General features: G+C 50.8%; 15 protein-coding genes. 8 read left to right on the top strand and 7 right to left on the bottom strand.

Annotated features, from left to right (window positions below):
* Positions 1-127 precede the first annotated feature (127 nt).
* Positions 128-727, top strand: coding sequence for a hemerythrin domain-containing protein (locus tag ACO0LN_RS01295; RefSeq protein WP_422970597.1), 600 nt, complete (start codon positions 128-130; stop codon positions 725-727).
* 22 nt (positions 728-749) lie between these two features.
* Here ACO0LN_RS01295 and ACO0LN_RS01290 read toward each other — a convergent pair whose 3' ends face one another.
* The gene (locus tag ACO0LN_RS01290; protein WP_422970596.1) at positions 750-1646 is read right to left on the bottom strand and encodes a DMT family transporter; all 897 of its coding nucleotides are present in this window, start codon (positions 1644-1646) and stop codon (positions 750-752) included.
* A 120-nt stretch (positions 1647-1766) separates the two neighbouring features.
* Complete coding sequence (gene hrpA, locus ACO0LN_RS01285) at positions 1767-5933, bottom strand: ATP-dependent RNA helicase HrpA (RefSeq protein ID WP_422970595.1); 4167 nt, start codon at positions 5931-5933, stop codon at positions 1767-1769.
* A 202-nt stretch (positions 5934-6135) separates the two neighbouring features.
* Between hrpA and ACO0LN_RS01280 the strand changes: the two genes are divergently transcribed.
* The 3 genes from ACO0LN_RS01280 to ACO0LN_RS01270 all read left to right on the top strand — a co-directional run bounded on the left by ACO0LN_RS01280 (position 6136) and on the right by ACO0LN_RS01270 (position 9124).
* A complete protein-coding gene (locus tag ACO0LN_RS01280) occupies positions 6136-7290 on the top strand; it encodes a tetratricopeptide repeat protein (protein WP_422970594.1) in 1155 nt (384 codons plus the stop codon).
* 185 nt (positions 7291-7475) lie between these two features.
* Complete coding sequence (gene argA / locus ACO0LN_RS01275; RefSeq protein ID WP_422970593.1) at positions 7476-8786, top strand: amino-acid N-acetyltransferase; 1311 nt, start codon at positions 7476-7478, stop codon at positions 8784-8786.
* 65 nt (positions 8787-8851) lie between these two features.
* Complete coding sequence (locus tag ACO0LN_RS01270; RefSeq protein WP_422970592.1) at positions 8852-9124, top strand: oxidative damage protection protein; 273 nt, start codon at positions 8852-8854, stop codon at positions 9122-9124.
* An 88-nt stretch (positions 9125-9212) separates the two neighbouring features.
* On the opposite strand, the gene ACO0LN_RS01265 is transcribed toward ACO0LN_RS01270, so the two are convergent.
* The 3 genes from ACO0LN_RS01265 to ACO0LN_RS01255 all read right to left on the bottom strand — a co-directional run bounded on the left by ACO0LN_RS01265 (position 9213) and on the right by ACO0LN_RS01255 (position 11831).
* Complete coding sequence (locus ACO0LN_RS01265; protein ID WP_422970591.1) at positions 9213-9965, bottom strand: carbonic anhydrase family protein; 753 nt, start codon at positions 9963-9965, stop codon at positions 9213-9215.
* A 96-nt stretch (positions 9966-10061) separates the two neighbouring features.
* Positions 10062-10733: a ribose-5-phosphate isomerase RpiA gene (gene rpiA / locus ACO0LN_RS01260; RefSeq protein WP_422970590.1), complete on the bottom strand. Its 672-nt coding sequence runs from the start codon at positions 10731-10733 to the stop codon at positions 10062-10064.
* Between the two features lie 90 nt (positions 10734-10823).
* Positions 10824-11831, bottom strand: a complete 1008-nt coding sequence (locus ACO0LN_RS01255; RefSeq protein ID WP_422970589.1) for a serine/threonine protein kinase — start codon at positions 11829-11831, stop codon at positions 10824-10826.
* 113 nt (positions 11832-11944) lie between these two features.
* On the opposite strand from ACO0LN_RS01255, the gene ACO0LN_RS01250 reads away from it, so the two are divergent.
* Positions 11945-12649 carry a UPF0149 family protein gene (locus tag ACO0LN_RS01250; RefSeq protein ID WP_422970588.1) on the top strand — a complete coding sequence of 235 codons (705 nt, stop codon included), beginning with the start codon at positions 11945-11947 and terminating at the stop codon, positions 12647-12649.
* Between the two features lie 100 nt (positions 12650-12749).
* Complete coding sequence (locus ACO0LN_RS01245) at positions 12750-13004, top strand: acyl-CoA-binding protein (RefSeq protein WP_422970587.1); 255 nt, start codon at positions 12750-12752, stop codon at positions 13002-13004.
* 37 nt (positions 13005-13041) lie between these two features.
* On the opposite strand, the gene ACO0LN_RS01240 is transcribed toward ACO0LN_RS01245, so the two are convergent.
* Complete coding sequence (locus ACO0LN_RS01240) at positions 13042-14013, bottom strand: 2-hydroxyacid dehydrogenase (protein WP_422970586.1); 972 nt, start codon at positions 14011-14013, stop codon at positions 13042-13044.
* Positions 14014-14420: 407 nt separating this feature from the next.
* Here ACO0LN_RS01240 and fdxA point away from each other — a divergent pair, with 407 nt between their 5' ends.
* The gene (fdxA, locus tag ACO0LN_RS01235; RefSeq protein ID WP_162041671.1) at positions 14421-14744 is read left to right on the top strand and encodes a ferredoxin FdxA; all 324 of its coding nucleotides are present in this window, start codon (positions 14421-14423) and stop codon (positions 14742-14744) included.
* A gap of 74 nt (positions 14745-14818) precedes the next feature.
* Positions 14819-15889 (top strand): NAD(P)/FAD-dependent oxidoreductase, encoded by a 1071-nt coding sequence (locus tag ACO0LN_RS01230; protein WP_422970585.1) that lies wholly within the window; start codon positions 14819-14821, stop codon positions 15887-15889.
* A 66-nt stretch (positions 15890-15955) separates the two neighbouring features.
* Here ACO0LN_RS01230 and ACO0LN_RS01225 read toward each other — a convergent pair whose 3' ends face one another.
* The gene (locus ACO0LN_RS01225; protein WP_422970584.1) at positions 15956-17080 is read right to left on the bottom strand and encodes a response regulator; all 1125 of its coding nucleotides are present in this window, start codon (positions 17078-17080) and stop codon (positions 15956-15958) included.
* Positions 17081-17088: the final 8 nt, after the last annotated feature.

The raw sequence follows: 17088 nt of genomic DNA, 5'->3' as shown, positions 1-17088 counted from the left end.
GCCAGCATCAGCTCGCGTGGCTTTTTTATTAATCAGCCTATCACTGCCCCTCACTTTTGATCTTGATCAACAGCTCACTACTCTTGTCAAAGTAAAGTAACAAAAAAGAACAGCAAGGAGGCCCACCATGTCAGTCAGAAATATTTACCCTGCTTCGCTGCGCATCATCCAGGATGAACACGAACACTTGTCTTCGGTCATACAAGGCATGCGCTATTTCGTCCGGCAAGTAGAAAATGGTGGCAATGCGCCTGATCTGAAAGTTTTCCGTGCCATGCTTTACTACATCATGGAGTATCCGGAGAAAGTCCATCACCCCAAGGAAGATCAATACCTGTTTGCCAAGATCAAGGAAAGAACACACCAACTTGACAATGAACTGGATGCCTTAAGCGAACAGCACGGCAAAGGTGAGCTGATGGTGCACAGGCTATTTCAAGCCTTGCTCGATTATGAGTTTGGAGGTAAAACTGCCTTCCCTGTGTTCCGCGATCTGGTGGAGCAATATGCACATTTTTATTTTTCCCACATGCGTACAGAAGAAGAACGCATCATGCCGATTGCCAGGCAAGTGCTGAATGACCAGGACTGGAAGCAAGTCGATGCGGCGTTTCTGGAAAATCGCAAAATGCTTGATGACGCTGGTGAACGCTACAAATACGAGCAGCTATTCTCACTGATCGTCAATATTGCACCAGCCCCTATAGGTGTTGCCGATCCGGTTTAAAAAAAGAGCTTAAGAGAAAGAACTAGCGTCTTGATGACAGGACAATGCCGCCAACTATGCACATGAAAGCCATCGCATGAAACAGGTGCGGCAATTCCCCCAGGAATGTGGATGACATCAAAGCAGCAAATAAGGGTGTCAGATTGCTGAAAAAAGCAGCAACATTCGGCCCTACTCTTTGCACACCCAGCCCCCAGCAACGAAAGGCAATCACCGCAGGGCCAACCGCAACAAAGGCCAGGGCGGCAAACAATGCAGGTCTCCAGTGTATCGTCGGCGTGGTGATGGCCCATTCAGCAGCAGAAAACACGCCTGACCACAATACACCGAAGCTGACTTGCGCCAGCAGAAAATCAGCCCAATGGTTACGCAATTCATCATCATTCCCCCGCGTCAGCAACCAACTATAGATTGACCAGGTAATGGTAGCGATGATCATGAAGATATCGCCGGGCACCAGACGCAAAGCCAGTAATTGCGCATATTCGCCACGACTCAGGACTATCAGCACGCCAGCAATAGACAGTAGCGCACCTGCCAGCTGCCAACGCGTAACTTTGGCTTGAAAAAACAAGCGACCCACGATGAGCATCCACACCGGCATGCTGGCTGCAACCAGGGTGACATTAATAGGAGTAGAGCTTTGCAAGGCCAGGTATTGCAAGGCATTGTATAGGCCCACGCCCAGCAAACCCAATAAGGCATAGCGCCGCCAGTTGCGCCATAGCATACTGTCGCGGCGATAAATGTGGGCAGCCATGGGCAAGAGTATTAAAAAGGCCAGCACCCAGCGTATGAAATTCAGGGTAATCGGTGGCACCAGCTCATGTATCATGCGCCCGACGACAGCATTGCCAGCCCATAGCAAAGGTGGGATAACAAGCAAAAATATGGTTGCAGGGTTCAGTTTGTGATTCATGGATTTCTGGCTGTCGATAAAAAAAGCAGGCTTCAGCTTGATTAGCCTGAAGCCTGCCCTCAGCATACAACAAGCAACCAAGCTTTGCCTGCAGCCATGCTAATCCATCTCAAATGCGAACTATCGCTGCAAACTCTCCCACACTTTTTGCAAGCGCTTGACGGACACAGGCATGGGCGTACGCAACTCCTGGGCAAACAAAGATACCCTGAGTTCTTCCAGTAACCAACGGAATTCCAGCAGTTTTGGATCAGCGTCCGGCCCGGTCTTGCGCGGGTGACGTTGCCAGGCCTGGGCCACACAATTCCACTCTGCCAGCAACTTCTGGTCACGAGCAGGATCAGCACGCAGCTTGTCCATGCGCACCGTGATCGCTTTCAGGTAACGCGGGAAATGCGACAACTGGGTGAAATCATTTTCCGAAATAAAATGCTTGGTCACCAGCATCTGCAATTGCGTCTGCATATCTGCTGCAGCTTGCGCATGCGCCTTGATGCCTTGCAGCTTCTTGGGCAAGCCGTGGTATTCAGCCAGTATTTGCGCAGCAGTACGGGCGATTTCATTCGCCAGCAAATTCAATCGCGCTTTACCTTCATCCCGACGCTTATTGAACTCACCCGAATTGGCAGGCAAAGGGTTTTGCAGGAAAGCACTCTCTATCGCGACCTGGATAATCTGATCCCGCAACTCTTCCTGCGAACCCAGCGCCATGAACTGCATACCCATTTGCTGCAAGCCTGGGATATTTTTTTCCAGAAACTTGATCTGCTCTTTTAATTGCAAGGCAAACAGGCGGCGCAAGCCTATGCGATGTACACGCGCAGCCTCATCCGGGTCATCAAACACTTCAATATGGCAATGTATGAGTTTGTCCACCAGTGCAGGATAGCCAATCAAAGTTTGCTTGCCTTGCTGGACTTCCAGCAATTCTGGCAGACTGTCAAAAGTCCAGGCTGTCAGATTTTCCTGTTTGAATGCCGGTACCGGAGCACTGGTCAGGACATTCGCAGTTACAGGTTTTCCAGTACTACGGATCGACTTTTCTTCTGCGACAACAGCCGATTTGGCGGCAACAGGATTGGTATCCAGCAGCGCCAGTTTCTCTGCACTGGCAATACGCTGAAAACTCTCGCGTGCCTGCCCACCAAACTCAGCGCGCAAACTGGCCAGGTTACGTCCCATTTCCAGTTGACGGCCATGTTCATCAACGACTTTGAAATTCATCGTCAAATGCACGGGCACGGTCTCGAATTTGAAATCCGTAGTCTTGCACAGCAAGCCTTTTTGTTCGCGTATATCGGCAATCACCGCATCAAGGAAATTGCCCTTACCAAAATCATTACGCTCACAAAAACCTGCTGCATATTCAGGGATAGGCACGCAATGGCGGCGTATCTTTTGCGGCAAGGACTTGATCAGCAAATGCACTTTTTCTTTCAACATGCCGGGCACCAACCACTCACATCGGTCAGCCGACACTTGATTTAATGAAAACAAAGGCACAGTCAGCGTCACACCATCGCGTGGGCTACCTGGTTCAAAGTGATAACTGAGCTGCAAAGCCACACCTGAAACCTGCATGGTCTTGGGGAACAAATCCGTTGTTACGCCTGCTGCCTCGTGACGCATCAGCTCGTCTTTGTTCAGGTACAAGAGCTTGGGATTGGCCTTGGTCGCTTCCTTGTGCCACTGCTCAAACAAGACTGCGTTCCAGACGTCGGCTGGCAAATGCTGATCATAAAAAGCCACGATCAGTTCTTCATCTACCAGCACATCCAGGCGGCGTGATTTGTGTTCGAGATTTTCTATCTCGCGTACCAATTTCTGGTTATAAGCGAAGAAAGGTGCACGGGTATCAAACTCGCCTTCGACCAGGGCATCACGGATGAACATCTCGCGTGCTTCTGCCGGATGTGTCAAGCCATATTGCGTGCGGCGCTGGCTATACACCACCAGGCCGTACAGCGTGGCGCGTTCAAAGGCAGATACCTGACCCGCACGTTTTTCCCAGCGTGGCTCGCCATAGGATTTTTTAAGCAGATGTTCGCCTATCTTCTCCAGCCATTCCGGATTGATCTGGGCGATGCAGCGTCCATATAAACGTGTTGTATCGACCAGCTCAGCCGCCATGATCCAGCGCCCGGCTTTTTTAGCGAGAGTGGAACCCGGCCAGATATAAAATTTGATACCACGCGCCCCCAGGTAATGTGCTTCTTCATCTGACTTATAGCCTATATTACCCAGCAAACCCGTCAGCAAGGAGAGATGCAATTGCTCGTAGGTGGCAGGTGCCTCATTCAAGCGCCAGCCCTGCTCTTTTACTATCGTCAGCAATTGAGAATGCACCTCACGCCATTCGCGCAAGCGCATCTGGCTCAGAAAATTAGAGCGGCAGTTATCTTGCAACTGTCTATTGGTTTTCTTGTGCTCGATGGCATCTTCAAACCACGCCCAGATTTTCAGGTAAGACTGGAATTCAGATTTTTCATCGGCAAATTTCTTGTGCGCCATGTCGGCAGCGGCTTGCGCATCCATGGGACGGTCACGCGGATCTTGCACCGACAAGGCGGCAGCAATGATCAACACTTCCTGCAAGGCCTGGTTGTCACGCGCAGCCAAAATCATGCGGCCCACACGCGGGTCCAGCGGCAGTTTGGCGAGCTGTCGGCCTACTGGTGTCAATTGATTGACTTCGTCCATGGCCCCCAGTTCCTGCAAGAGCTGATAACCGTCAGCAATCGCCCTGCCAGGCGGCGGCTCTATGAATGGGAAAGTTTCTACATCGGTCAGGCGCAGAGATTTCATACGCAAGATGACAGCAGCCAGTGACGAGCGCAAAATCTCAGGCTCTGTAAATTTTGGCCTTTGCAGATAATCCTGCTCATCGTACAAACGTATGCAAACACCAGCCGCAACACGCCCGCAACGACCGGCACGCTGATTCGCAGCAGACTGGGCAACCGCCTCTATCTGCAATTGTTCGACTTTATTCCGGTAGCTGTAACGCTTGACACGCGCCAGGCCAGCATCGACGACATAACGTATGCCAGGTACGGTCAGCGAAGTTTCTGCCACGTTCGTGGCCAGCACGATGCGACGCGCATTTGAGGTCTTGAATACCCTCTCCTGCTCCTGCGCCGACAGGCGGGCGAACAGCGGTAAAATCTCTACATGCGGTGGATGGTGTTTTCGCAAGGCCTCGGCAGCATCACGGATTTCACGCTCGCCTGGCAAGAATACGAGTACATCGCCAGAACCTACGCGGCACAATTCATCAACGGCATCGGTAATCGCCGTCATCAAATCACGCTCTTTATCTTTTTCTGTATCTTGTATAGGGCGATACCGCACTTCTACAGGGTACAAGCGGCCTGATACTTCGATCACAGGAGCGGGCTTGGGCTCTCCAGAACGAGAATCAGCAAAATGATTGGCAAAGCGCTGCGCATCTATCGTCGCTGAAGTGATGATGATCTTCAGGTCACGGCGCTTGGGCAGCAGTTGCTTCAGGTAGCCGAGCAGGAAATCAATATTCAGGCTGCGCTCATGCGCCTCATCGATGATGATGGTGTCATATTGTTTGAGCAGTGGGTCTGTCTGGGTTTCTGCCAGCAAGATACCGTCCGTCATCAGCTTGACCGATGCACCCTTGCTCAGGGTATCGGTAAAGCGCACTTTAAAACCTACGTTTTCGCCGAGTGGAGAATTCAATTCCTGTGCAATACGCTTGGCAGTGGAAGAAGCGGCAATACGGCGCGGCTGGGTATGACCTATCAGGCCTTTTTGCCCGCGTCCCAGCTCCAGGCAGATTTTTGGTAACTGCGTAGTCTTGCCTGAGCCAGTTTCACCGCAAACAATAATGACTTGATGCTTTTGCAAAGCCTCGGCAATTTCTGCCCGCTTGCCAGATACCGGCAACTCTTCGGGGAAGGTAATCGGTGGCAAGGCATTGCGAAAAGGCAGAGCTGGCTCTTCCCTCGCTGGCACAGCTGTTTTTTGTTTGTTATTGTCTTTGCTGCTATTCCGGCCAACTTCTGTGCCGGCTACGCGTCCAGGCTGAGGTCTTGACTGCTGACGAGATCCTGGCGCCCTTGCTTGCTGCGCTCGTGCAGGGCGCACTTGTTCCGCGCCAGCTTCATTGAGATTGCGTGGTTTGTTTTCAGGCACTTCAGACTTCGCGGTGGTCTCACGCAATTGTTGTCGAAGCTCTCGCAATCCCGATAAACCATCTATCGCACCGGGCGTTGCTTTCTTGGGGGAGTTTTTAGGTGTTTGATTTGAAGACATAGCGCTGCGCATTATCCCAGATTTTTGCGCCGAGCAGGAAATGTTGCATTGCTTGCCATGCCATCCTGCTGAACAACAAGTGAAAATTCATATAAATCAGACCCGTCTTTATTTATCCTATAATGAACCAGAGGCCAAGCAAGCAGTCAAACTATACCGAGGCATGCGAGCTTCAAAACCTGGTTACACGGGGAGACAAAAAATGAAAACCTGGATCACATTGCTGATCAGTATTTTGCTTACGGCCTGCGCCAGCCAACCGAGCCAGAGAATCAGCCACCTGCAATTTCATGACGCAGGTTTTACACCTCCCGCTAAAACCATCAGCACTGATGATGTCATGGCGCTCAGCGATGAAATGCGTTCTTACATCAAGAATGATATCAACTCGCAATTAAGACTCAAATCCCCGCAGAAGGCCCTGTTTGATGCTCTATCCAGTAAAGGCCAGATCAGGCTGGAATATGATGCCGAAATTACACGCAATGCAGCACAGGCATTCAAGGCGCGATCGGGCAATTGCCTGTCACTGGTCCTGATGACTGCAGCACTGGCAAAAGAACTGGGGATGGATGTGCAATATCAAAACGTCCTCGTCGATGAGTCATGGAGCCGCAATAATGATATCTATTTTGCTGCAGGACATGTCAATATCGTACTGGGCCACAAATCTGCATTCAAGGGCTTCACTCAGGAGTATTCGCAATCCATGGTGATCGATTTCCTGCCACCAAAAGATCTTCGTGGTCAGCGCTCGGAAATGATCAAGGAAGAAACCGTCATCGCCATGTATTTCAATAACCGCGCAGCCGAATCTCTGGCTTTGCAACAGCTGGACGATGCCTACTGGTTCGCCCGCTCTGCCCTGATGAGTGATCCGGATTTTACTGCGGCTTACAATACCCTGGGCGTGGTTTACAGGCAGCATGGTGACCTGGCGCTGGCTGAAAATGTGTTCAGGCAAATTCTGGGCAAAGAGGCTGAGAACGTCATGGCACTCAGCAATCTGGTGGAAGTGTTACGCAAGAGCGAGCGCCGGGCTGAAGCGCAAATATACATGAGCCGCCTGGAAAGCTTGCAACCTTACCCACCTTTCCATTTCTTTAACCGAGGGCTGGCTGCCATGGAACGCGGCGACTATGCCGAAGCAAAAAACCTGTTCAAACGCGAACTCAGGCGCGACCCGAATTATGATGAATTCCATTTATGGCTGGCACTGGCACATTTAAGACTGGGCGAAACCCGGGATGCTGTCGATGAACTGACACTGGCCAAGGCCAATAGCACAACGCGCAAGGCGCAAAACCTGTATGCCAGCAAACTGGAGAAAATCAAGGCAACGTACTCGCACAATTAAGGGCATTGCGCGCTATTTGAATTGATTTGAAATTGATTTGGGATGGTTTCAGACGGTTCAGGACCTATGATGAGGGGTAATATGAGGGGTATTCACCCCTATCTCCTGACTACGATGTCAACAATGTGGAAATTCGACCACGTTGTTGCCTCATGCATTTTTGCGTCTCAGATTATAATTGGCGAATGGAAAATCCCTTTCAATTCGTTCAATGGTTGCGCTCAGTCGCGCCCTATATTCATGCCTTCCGTGGAAAGACCTTTGTCGTCGCCTTTCCCGGTGAACTGGTTATGGCAGGTGCGCTGCCGGTTCTGGCGCAAGATTTATCACTTTTGCATGCACTTGGCATTAAAGTTGTCATTGTCCATGGCTCGCGACCACAGGTAGCCGAGCAACTGGCCTTGCGTAATGTTGAAGGCAAATTTCATAATGGCATACGCATTACCGATACAGCTGCACTGGAATGCTCGAAAGAAGCTGCCGGTGAATTGCGTCTAGATATAGAAGCCGCATTCAGCCAGGGCTTGCCAAATACACCGATGGCGCATTCCGCCATCCGCATCATTTCTGGCAATTTTGTTACGGCCAAACCTATCGGTATTGTTGGAGGGGTTGATTTCCAGCTCACGGGTATCGCCCGTAAAGTGGCATATGACACCATCCACCGCATTCTTGATGCAGGCAACCTGGTACTGCTGGGCCCGCTGGGTTTCTCCCCGACTGGCGAAGCTTTCAACCTGACCATGGAAGACGTGGCCGTTTCTGCTGCCACTGCCTTGCGTGCGGACAAACTGATTTTTATTTCTGAAACACCGATGATGGTGGATCAGGACAATGATGAAATCCGTGAATTGTCTTTCATGCAAGCAGAGCTGGAATTAAAAGCCGCTTACTTGCCGCTGGACTCAGCGTTTTACCTGGAACATGCCATCAAGGCCTCGCGCGGTGGTGTACCACGTATCCATATCGTCCCTTACAAGATGGACGGCTCTGCCCTACTGGAATTATTTACCCATGATGGTGTGGGCACCATGGTGTCGTCAGAGAACCTGGAAAGCCTGCGTGAAGCCACCATTGAAGACGTAGGCGGCATCATCAAGTTGATAGAACCGCTGGAAGCCGATGGTACCCTGGTCAAGCGTGGTCGCGAGCTGATAGAAAGGGAAATCAATTACTTCTCAGTCATTGAGCATGATGGTGTCATCTTCGGTTGCGCGGCCCTGTACCCCTTCCCGTTCGAAAAAATGGCCGAGATGGCTTGCCTGACGGTCAACCCGGATGTACAAAGCCAGGGCGATGGCGAACGCATACTCAAGCATATGGAAAAACGTGCGCGCCGCGCTGGTTTCCACAGCCTGTTTGTATTAACGACGCGCACGGCACACTGGTTCCTGAAGCGTGGTTTTGTCAGTGCATCAGTCGATGATTTACCAAAAGACAGACAAAAAATGTATAACTGGCAACGCAAGTCCCTGGTTTTGATCAAGCAACTCTAGAGCATTGACCGTATAATTCACATTGTTTTCAAGATTGACCAAGATTCATATTAAGGAGTACCAACATGGCCCGTACGGTCCACTGCATTAAATTAGACAAAGAAGCCGAAGGCCTGGACCTTCCACCGTATCCAGGTGAATTGGGCAAGCGAATTTACGAAAGTGTTTCCAAAGAAGCCTGGGCCGCCTGGCTGAAGCACCAGACCATGCTGGTCAATGAGAACCGCCTGAATCTGGCTGATACGCGCGCGCGCAAGTATCTGGCTACCCAGATGGAAAAACATTTCTTCGGCGATGGTGCAGATGCTGCTACCGGCTATGTTCCGCCAACAGAATAAGCACTGCGCAATATTTTGCACGTAGATTAGCTGCACACAAACAAGAAAGCCCGCTAAAGCGGGCTTTCTTGTTTCTGCCTGAACTGTTTCAATAAAACTCTATCTTGCCAGTTTCAACATCCAGCATCGCGCCAATGATCTTGATCTGACCCTTGTCAGCCATTTCTTTCAGTACAACACTCTTTTCTGTGACTGCCTTAACCGTCATCTTGACATTCATCTCTGCCACGGCATCAACAAAATGATGATTTGCTGAAGTACGGTCGCTACCGTGAGTGTCTGGCGTAGCTTTGACGGCTGGCATGATCTTGGCCACCAGTTGCGTCAGATTCCCCAGATTGGCATTATCACAGGCCCCCTTGACGGCACCGCAATGCGAATGGCCAAGAATAACGATGGTTTTGGAACCTGCCACCTTGGCGGCATATTCCAGGCTGCCAAGTATGTCTTCATTGACGACATTTCCAGCCACCCGGGCGGTAAACAAGTCACCTATACCCTGATCAAACACCAGCGCTGGCTCAGAGCGTGAATCTATACAACTGACTATGCTGGCGAAGGGAAATTGCCCATCCCTGCCACTGGTTTTCACCTGGCCCGGCAAATCGCGTTTAAGCATATTGCCCGACACAAAGCGCTGGTTACCTTCTTTTAACATTGCGATGGCAGAGTCAGGGCTGATCTTGCTTTGCATGGACTGTGTCATCGCAACGCTAATGGGAGGCTGGCTCGCAGTTGGAGACTGCGAGGCGCAGGCTGTCACCAGCAAGGCCGTCGTCAACGCAGCAAGAAAGCTCAGGGATTTGGATGCTTTTTTATAGGTATTCATGCTTGTATTCATTTGTCTCATCTCCTCATAAAATTGAACAACGTATGACTTCTCATTCATCTGCATTTGCACAGATTTACAGCAGCCCGAAATCCTTCCTTACTACGGTCAGAATTGCAATGTCCTGACACCTTCGCCAGTCCCCAGCAGACAAACATTTGCCCCCTGACGCGCGAACAAACCTACCGTCACCACACCCACGATATTGTTGATCTCTGCTTCCATGGCCACGGGGTCCTGGATTTGCAAACCATAGACATCCAAAATCATGTTGCCGTTATCCGTCAGCAATGGCTGCCCATCCTTGATACGCAAACGCGCCTCACCACCCAGTGCATTGAGCTTGCGCGCAACCACCGCATGCGACATGGGAATAACCTCTACCGGCAAAGGAAACTTGCCCAGCACATCTACCAGCTTGGAACCATCGGCGATACAGATAAATTTTTCAGCAACGGATGCAACGATCTTTTCGCGCGTCAATGCCGCACCGCCCCCCTTGATCATCGCCCCTTGCGGCGTTATTTCATCTGCCCCATCGATATACACTGGCATGGACGTCACTTCATTCAAATCCAGCACGGTAATGCCATGCGAACGCAGACGCGCTGCGGTCACCTCTGAAGACGCAACTGCGGCCTTGATTTTGTGCTTGACCTTGCCCAGCTCATCGATAAAAAAATTGGCCGTAGAACCCGTGCCTACGCCAACAATTTCACCTTCTACTACATAAGCAATTGCCGCCCGGGCAACGGCAAGTTTCAATTCATCTTGAGTCATGGCGCATTTCCATCATAGTTTAAAAATTGCCGGGATTTTACAACATGGGTGGACTTATTCGCTATTTGATCAAAACATAGCAAAAAAGTATCAAATTTGCCACAATGGTGCCTCATCCATCAGAGCAACCTGCTCCCGCAGTTCAAGTATGCGGTCTTGCCAGTAACGCTGGCTATTAAACCAGGGAAAGGCCGCAGGAAAAGCCGGGTCAGTCCAGCGTTGCGCCAGCCAGGCGGAATAATGGATCAGCCTCAGGGTTCGCAAGGCTTCAATCAGATACAGCTGGCGCGGCTCAAACTCAAAAAAATCTTCGTAACCTACCAGAATGTCGGTCAACTGGCTTTGCATATCGCTACGATCGCCAGATAGCAGCATCCATAAATCCTGTATGCCTGGCCCCATGCGGCTGTCATCAAAATCGACGAAATGCGGACCAGCCTCAGGTCCCGATTCCAGCCACAAAACATTCCCCAGATGGCAATCACCATGCAGGCGCAGTTGCTGCACTTCACTTGCCCTGTCATAGCAAGCCCGGATGCCATCCAGGGCCTGCTGGCTGACACTGGTATAAGCAGCGAGCAAATCACGCGGGATGAAATCATGTTCCAGCAACCAGGTACGGGGCATGACGCCAAAACTGTGCAGGTCAAGCGCTGGCCTGCTCGTATAGCTGGCAATAGCACCGACCGCATGTATGCGGCCTATGAAACGTCCCAGCCATTCCAGCGTGGCGGGATCACCGGTTTCAGGCGCACGGCCACTCTGACGCTTGAACAGGGAAAATCGGAAGCCCTGATAATGTCGCAGGCTATTACCATCCTCAGTTTGCAAAGCGGCCAACACAGGAATCTCCTGCCCCTGTAATTCGCGCACGAAATCATGCTCTTCCTGTATGGCCTCATCCGACCAGCGCAAGGGCCGGTAAAACTTGGCAATCACCGGAGGTGCATCTTCTATGCCTATCTGGTAAACACGGTTTTCATAGCTGTTCAAGGCCAACATGCGGCCATCGCTGCGCAAGCCACTGCTTTCCACAGCATCGAGGACGAATTCGGGTGTCAGCCCGGCGAAGGAATCTGGTGGAGTAAAATCTGTCATCCCGCTATTGTACGTGGCTGTCAGCAGGTTCGACTATAAAACTCCTGCACAGCCAGCACACAAAGCGCTAAACTTCCGGTATTTTCATACTTATCTTTTTCAAGAGTCACACCATGCATCTCGACGAACCACTAAGCGACAAAGAATTCAATGAACTCGACAAATTTCTGATGTCGGACAAAGTCGGCGACGATGGCATGACCATGGATGCCCTGCACGGCTACCTGACAGCCATTGCCCTGGGGCCAGAAATCATCCCTATGGCTGAATGGTTGCCACTGGTATGGGGCTTGCCTGACCAGGGCGAACCCAAGTTCAAGAACGACAAGGAAATGCAGCGCGTGACAGGTCTGGTGGCTCGCTTCATGAATGAAATACAGATTACCTTTGAAGTCGCACCACAAGAATATGAGCCCCTGTTTTGCGTCATGGAGCAAAATGGCAAGGAATTAATCGATGGCGAAACCTGGGCCTGGGGCTTTTGGGAAGGCATGCAATTGCGCGAAGAAGCCTGGGAAGCCGCCTGGGAATCGGAAGAAATCGGCCCATTGCTGCAACCGATTTACCTGCTGGGTGCAGAAGAAATAGAAGAAGATGAACTGAAATTCGTCGATACGCCAGAAAAATGCCATGAGCTGGCACTGACCCTGGAAGCCTCCATCCCTGCCATACGCCGTTTTTGGGCACCTTTACGCAAATCTGGCGTCACTACCGTCAAGCGTGAAACGCCCAAGGTAGGCAGAAATGACCCTTGTCCTTGCGGCAGCGGTAAAAAATACAAAGTCTGCTGCGGCGCTGAGCCTACCACCCTGCACTAATTGCAATCTTGCGCTGGAGGGAAACCTCTAGCGCAAAACTGCCCTGCCTGCATGTCTTCATGCTATTTTTGCGCTTCTTAATAACATGCTGGAGACCGTCATGAGCTTGCAAGAACAATTCACCCAGGCACAAGCCGATTCCAAAAACCTGTCCGAGCGTCCGGACAATATGACTTTGCTCAAGATTTATGGCCTGTTCAAACAAGGCAGTGCTGGTGATGCCACGGGTGACCGTCCTGGCATGACCGACTTTGTCGGCCGCGCCAAGTTTGATGCCTGGGCTGGCCTGAAAGGCACAACACAGGAAGCAGCAATGCAGCAATATGTAGATCTGATCACTTCGCTCAAGGATTAAGTCGCCTTCATTAAGTCACCACCATTAAGTTGCCATCTTAAGCTGGAGGGTTGAGCCAATCCCTCGGCTTGCCCTCAGTCAGACCGGCAATCAGGTTATCTGCCGCACGATTTGCCATTGCCCGCCGGGTTGCTTCTGAGGCACTGGCGATATGCGGCGTCAGTACGACATTGCTCAAACTTAAAAAGTCTGGATGGAATTTGGGCTCATTCTCAAACACATCCAGGCCTGCCGCTGCAATCCGCTTTTCACGCAAGACCGCAATCAGCGCCTGGTCATCGACAATACCGCCACGCGCCAGATTCACCAGGGTTGCACCCGGCTTCATCATCTTCAATTCTGTCGCGCCTATGGTGTGATGCGAGGCGGCTGAGTAAGGCAGTACCAGCACGACATGGTCAGCTTGCTGCAGTAATTCTTCTTTGCTGACGTATTGTGCATTATTTGCGTAGGCTTCCTGCTCGGCACTGATGCGTGAACGGTTGTGGTACACAACCTTCATATCAAAGCCTGTAGAACGCCGCGCTATGGCCTGCCCTATCCTGCCCATGCCGATGATACCCAGAGTGGCACCATGCACATCTGCCCCGAGGAAAGAGTCATAGCGCCATTTGGTCCAGTGACCTGCACGCAGCCAATGCTCAGACTCTGTCACCCTCCTGGCTGTTGCCATCAGCAAGGCCCAGCCAAAATCGGCCGTGGTTTCATTCAAGACCTCTGGCGTGTTGCTGGCCATGACGCCGTGTGCTGTACATGCCGAAACATCAATATTGTCATAGCCAACTGCCATGCTGGCGATCATTTTCAAGCCCGGCACTTGCTGCAACAGCTCGGCATTGATTCTGGCACTGGCTGTCGCCAGAGTACCGGCCTTACCCTTGAGTCTGGCAGCGAGTTCTGTGGGTGCAAAAATAATATCGTCCTGATTCGACTCGACTTCAAAATACTGTTCGAGTTTAGTCAGGACTTCAGGAAAAATGGCGCGTGTAACCAGGATTGCAGGCTTCATGTCTGGCCTTAATTAAAATGATATCTAAATTAGCAAATGCTTGAAATGCCCAGCCATCTGATGATGGACAGGGCGGATACTGCATAATACCGTTTCTGTGCCGAATTTTCCGACGGCCTTATAGCAGTTCAACAACTTTCATCCCGACTATCATTGCTGCAAGAAAATTCATGCAAGTGATGCAAATCAAGCCAGTTCATTGACAAGTGGCTTACAATTATTCACTTCAGGCAGCCTTCAGGAGCAAAGCGCCTTGATTCGCCTGTATTTGCTTATGCGCAAACTATATAAGCCTGATTTGTGAGAACTGCTAAATTGCCTTAAAATACAAGGCTTTGCAGCCCTGAGCCTATTTTTGCGCCTAGGCTGCGCCTAAATCCCGAATTTTTAGTTTAGATTGGACTGTTATGACCCACGTTGTGACCGAATCCTGCATCCGCTGCCGCTATACCGATTGCGTGGATGTGTGCCCGGTGGACTGCTTCCGTGCTGGCCCGAATTTCCTGATCATTGATCCAGACGAATGCATCGATTGCGCCGTGTGCGTTGCAGAGTGCCCGGCTAACGCCATTTTTGCTGAAGAAGATGTGCCAGCAGATCAGCAGCAGTTTATCAAGATCAATGCCGACCTGACCCGCAAATGGCCGTCGATTACCAAGACAGTTGCTCCTTTGCCAGACGCTGACGACTGGAAAGACGTCAAAGACAAATTGCAATATCTGGAAAAATAAGTATCTGGGACAGCAATATGGGCTTTGCTTAATCGGCTCAAACAAATCCGCAATATCAGGAATCATCTCGTCGTATGGAAAATAAACAAACTACCGCGGCCAACGCCGCCATTGAAGCAGATGCCGTCATCATCGGTGCGGGCCCAGTTGGCCTGTTCCAGGTATTCGAACTCGGCTTACTCGAAATCAAAGCACACGTTATTGACTCACTGGCAGTTGTCGGCGGCCAATGCGTAGAACTGTACCCAGACAAACCTATCTATGACATCCCTGCTGTGCCAGTCTGCACAGGCCAGGAATTAACAGACAATCTGTTGAAGCAAATAGAGCCGTTCGAACCGACCTTCCATCTGGGTCAGGAAGTGACCCTGGTCGAGCGCCGTGAAGATGGCCGCTTTGACCTGGAAACATCGACAGGCACACGCTTCATCACCAAAACCATTTTCATCGCTGCCGGTGTTGGCTCCTTTCAGCCACGTACGTTGAAAGTCGAAGGCATAGAAGCATTCGAAGGCTCGCAAGTGTTCTACCGCGTCAAAGACCCTAGCCAGTTCCACGGCAAAAACCTGGTGATCTGCGGCGGCGGCGACTCTGCGCTGGACTGGGCTTTGAACCTCGTGGGCAAGGCTGAATCTGTCGTACTGTTGCACCGTCGCGAAGATTTCCGCGCTGCGCCTGCCTCAGTCGCCAAGATGAAAGAGCTTTGCGACAACTATGAGATGCAACTCACTATCGGCCAGGTAACAGGTATAGAGACCAAAGATGATGTATTGTCTGAAATCAAGGTCACCGGTGCTGATGGTGTTACCCGCCGCATGCCGCTGGACACCCTGCTGGTCTTCTTTGGCCTGTCACCAAAACTCGGTCCTATCGCCGAATGGGGTCTGGACATAGAACGCAAGCAATTGAAAGTCGTTAATACTGAGAAGTTTGAGACGAATGTTCCCGGTATTTTTGCCGTAGGTGATATCAACACCTACCCTGGCAAGAAAAAACTCATCCTGTCCGGCTTCCATGAAGCTGCACTGGCTGCGTTTGGTGCTGCACCGTATATTTTCCCTGACAAGAAAATCCACATGCAATACACCACGACATCGCCAAAACTGCACAAAATCCTGGGCGTTGAAACACCGGTTTTCGATTAATCGCGAAAGCCATGACAAAAAAAGCGCAAAGATTTCTTTGCGCTTTTTTTGCCTGAAATCAGACTATCAATTTGCTGGCACGTGAGAGTCCGATTCTTTGAATTGATTGGCGATCTGCCTGAATTCATCTGTAATCTGCAGGAAAGCATCCAGTATATCCGGATCAAAATGCGTTCCATGCCCCTTGCGCATAATGCTGATCGCTTCTTCATGCGAAAATGCGGGCTTATAGACACGACGCGAGATCAGGGCATCATACACGTCAGCCACGGCCATCAGACGCGCAGACAGGGGGATAGCATCACCCATCAAATTTTCCGGATAACCTGAGCCATCCCACTTCTCTTGATGCGAATAGGTAATCTCACGGGCGAAGCGCAAAAATTCATTACTCTCACCCAGATATTTTTCTACTGACAGTATGGTTTCACGCCCGTAAACGGTGTGCAGTTTCATGACTTCAAATTCTTCAGAAGTCAGCTTGTCAGGTTTGAGCAAAATGTTATCGGGAATACCGACTTTGCCGATGTCGTGCAAAGGAGCGGACTTATAGAGCAAATCGATGTTTTCGTCTGTCAGTTCATTACTGAAACGCGCATGGCTTTTGAGTTTGCGTGCCAGTGCAGCGACATAATTCTGGGTACGGCGAATGTGGTTACCTGTTTCATTATCACGGGTCTCGGCCAGCGATGCCATGGCCATGATGATGGCGTCCTGCATCTTGCCCAGCTTGCGGGTTCTGTCCTGCACCAGACTTTCCAGGTGCTTGTTCTGGTCTTGCAATAAATGGCGCGCCCTGACGAGATTTAATTGCGTAGCCACTCTTGCCAGCACGATAGGCGGACTGATAGGTTTGCTGATGTAATCCACTGCTCCCAGACGCAAGCCCATTTCTTCATCCTGTACCTGGCTTTTCGCGGTCAGAAAAATAATGGGAATATCCGCCGTGGCAGGATCGGCCTTGAGGCGGCGGCAGGTTTCATAGCCATCCATCTCAGGCATCATGACATCCAGCAGTATCAGATCCGGGCCAGGCAGGCTGGAAGCAATTTGCAAGGCTTTCAGACCATTGGTGGCGATCTTGATCTTGTACTGGTCTTTCAGCAAACCCGACAAGAGCGAGATATTGTCAGGAGTGTCATCAACGATCAGGACTACCTGCTTGGCATTTTGATCGAATACTTCATTCATACATCACC

The organism is Undibacterium sp. TC9W, assembly GCF_049339865.1.
Taxonomy (GTDB): domain Bacteria; phylum Pseudomonadota; class Gammaproteobacteria; order Burkholderiales; family Burkholderiaceae_D; genus Undibacterium.
Note: the sequence above shows the minus strand (reverse complement) of the source record. Positions and strands in the feature narration are given on the sequence as shown.